Raw genomic sequence first — 2,374 nt, 5'->3', positions numbered from 1 at the left:
TGTTCCGTGTCTACGGGCGTTCCGTGTCTACGGGCGTTGTGTGTCTACGGCTGTTCCGTGTCGACGGGCGCTTTGTGTCTACGAGCGTTTTGTGTACGAGCCCGTCAGCGCGGGTCGCGCCACATCGGCCACACCACCGGGCCGCCGTCCGGCAGCTCGACCCCGGCGGCCTCACCGTGCACCGCGAAGCCGAACCGCTCGTAGTAGCCGATGTTGGCCTCCTTGGACGCCTCCAGATACGCCGGAACGCCGTCCGCGTCGCACGTCGCCAGCCGCGAGCGCAGCAGCGCCGCGCCGTACCCGCCGCCCTTCCCGGCCGGATCGGAGCCCAGCACCCCCAGGTACCAGTGGGGCGTGTCCGGGACATGAGCGCGCAGCAGCCGGTAGGAGCTGATCAACCGGTCCAGCCGGTCACCGACCAGTTCCACCATCCGCAGCCCCATCGTCTGCTCGTCCTCCTCCGACAGTTCGGGGGAGCCCGGCGGCGTCCACAGGGCGGCAGCGGCCAGGGTGCCTTCACTTTGATCCGGTATCGCCACCTCGCAGGCGCCGTAGGGCCCGTACTGGAATTCCAGCAGCGTTCCGAAGAACGCGGCGAGGCACTCGCTACGGGCCTGCTCGTCCGGGAACGCGGCTTCCGGGAAGAACCAGCCCATGACCGGATCGGCGGCGAAGGCCCGGGAGAGGACCGCGGTGATCTGAAGGGCGTCGCCGTCGGCGACGGAGCGTGTGGTCGGCATGCGGTCAGCCTACGAGCGCTGTGCGGGAGGTTGCTGTGGGGGCGGCCTTCGGCTGATGTCCGACCCGCACGCGAGAATGGGGCCAGGGGGCCAGGGGGCCAGGGGGCCAGGGGGCCAGGGGGCCAGGGGGCCAAGAGGCCAAGAGGCGAAGACCAGGGAAGCGAGGAGCGGCACGTGGGCAAGCGCGGTGGCGGCGGGCAGGAGCGGCACGAGGCGGCCGAACTGCTGGAGACCGTACGGGACGCGCTGCGCGGCCTCGCCGCCGTCCCCGAGGACGGCCTCGACGACGCGCTCGACGCCGCCGCGTCCCTCCTCGCCGCCGCCCCCGCCGGACCGCGGGCCGTGAGCCGCGCGCTGCTGCGGGCCGCCGAGGAGCTCGCACGCCGCGCCTGGGAGTACGGCTGGCAGCCCGCGGACGTCGTACGGCTGATGCGGCGCGAGCCGGACGCCGCGACCGGTCGGTTCGTCGCCGACGCCATCGCCGCCGAGGCGCGCCGCTATGCGCCGGAGTCGCTCGATGCCCGCTGGTCGGCGCAACTGGCGGCGGTGGGTGCGGCGCAGGTCTGGTGGGTCGGTGATGGTGATGGTGATGGTGGCGGTGACGAGAGTTATCTGGAGAGTCTCGCGGGGCGCGAGCGGCTGAGCCGTTTCGAGACGGTGGCGGGCGTACTCGGGGCGCTGCGGCGGATCGCCCGGCTGCCCCGGATCACGCCGGTCGGGCCCCTGCCGGGGGCCGCCGCTCGGGTGCGGCCCGTACCGGCCCCGGACGGCGCCGCGCCCGGTCCGCGGCAGCTGGGCAGGATCAGGGCGCTGCTGGCGAAGGCGGAGTCGACGGAGTTCGCGGAGGAGGCGGAGGCGCTTTCCGCGAAGGCCCAGGAGCTGATGGCGCGGCACTCGATCGACGCGGCGCTGCTGGCCGCGGGGGCGGGAGCGCTGGGAGAAGCGGGGGAAGGGCCGGACGCCTGCCGGATCGGGGTCGAGGGCCCGTATGAACCCGCGAAGGCGCTGCTGCTCGACGCGGTCGCCGAGGCCAATCACTGCCGTGCGGTCTGGTCGGCCGAGTTCGACTTCTCCACGGTCGTCGGCTTCGCGTCGGACCTCGAACTCGTCGAGCTGATGTACACCTCGCTGCTCGTCCAGGCCACCGCCGCCATGCGCCGGGCCGGCGACGAACACCACGCGCGGGGCCGCTCGCGCCGCACGCGCGACTTCCGGGAGTCGTTCCTCATCGCGTACGCGGGCCGCATCCGCGACCGGCTGGTCACCGCCGCCGAGGAAGCGGCCGAGGAAGTGGCCGCCGAGGAGCCGACCGAGGTCCTGCCGGTCCTCGCCGCCCGTGACGTGGCCGTGGGGGAGAGCGCCGAACGCCTCTTCCCGGCCACGACGTCCCATCGCCTCAAGGGCCGGGACGCCGCGGGGTGGGCGCATGGCCGGGCGGCGGCGGACGCGGCGATGCTGCACCGGAGGTAGCTCCCCGGCGCGCAGCCGCGCCGCGCCCCGGCACGCGACCTGCCCGGCGCGCGACCTGCCCAGCGGGGGACCTGCCCACCGGGCGAGACTCGCCCTCCACTCGTCATCCGCCCGCCGCGCGTTATCCGCCCACCGCCTCCCGGACCGCCGCCACCACCCGCCCC

The 2,374-nt window shown here is 74.4% G+C and carries 2 protein-coding genes; one reads left to right on the top strand and one right to left on the bottom strand.

Going from position 1 to position 2,374, the window contains the following annotated elements:
* Positions 1-104: 104 nt before the first annotated feature.
* The gene (locus tag ACFU99_RS40990; RefSeq protein WP_384403090.1) at positions 105-740 is read right to left on the bottom strand and encodes a GNAT family N-acetyltransferase; all 636 of its coding nucleotides are present in this window, start codon (positions 738-740) and stop codon (positions 105-107) included.
* A 174-nt stretch (positions 741-914) separates the two neighbouring features.
* Between ACFU99_RS40990 and ACFU99_RS40985 the strand changes: the two genes are divergently transcribed.
* Positions 915-2,210 (top strand): DUF2786 domain-containing protein, encoded by a 1,296-nt coding sequence (locus ACFU99_RS40985; RefSeq protein WP_384403087.1) that lies wholly within the window; start codon positions 915-917, stop codon positions 2,208-2,210.
* Positions 2,211-2,374: the final 164 nt, after the last annotated feature.

The organism is Streptomyces sp. NPDC057654, assembly GCF_042800135.1.
In the GTDB taxonomy this organism is placed as follows: domain Bacteria; phylum Actinomycetota; class Actinomycetes; order Streptomycetales; family Streptomycetaceae; genus Streptomyces.
Note: the sequence above shows the minus strand (reverse complement) of the source record. Positions and strands in the feature narration are given on the sequence as shown.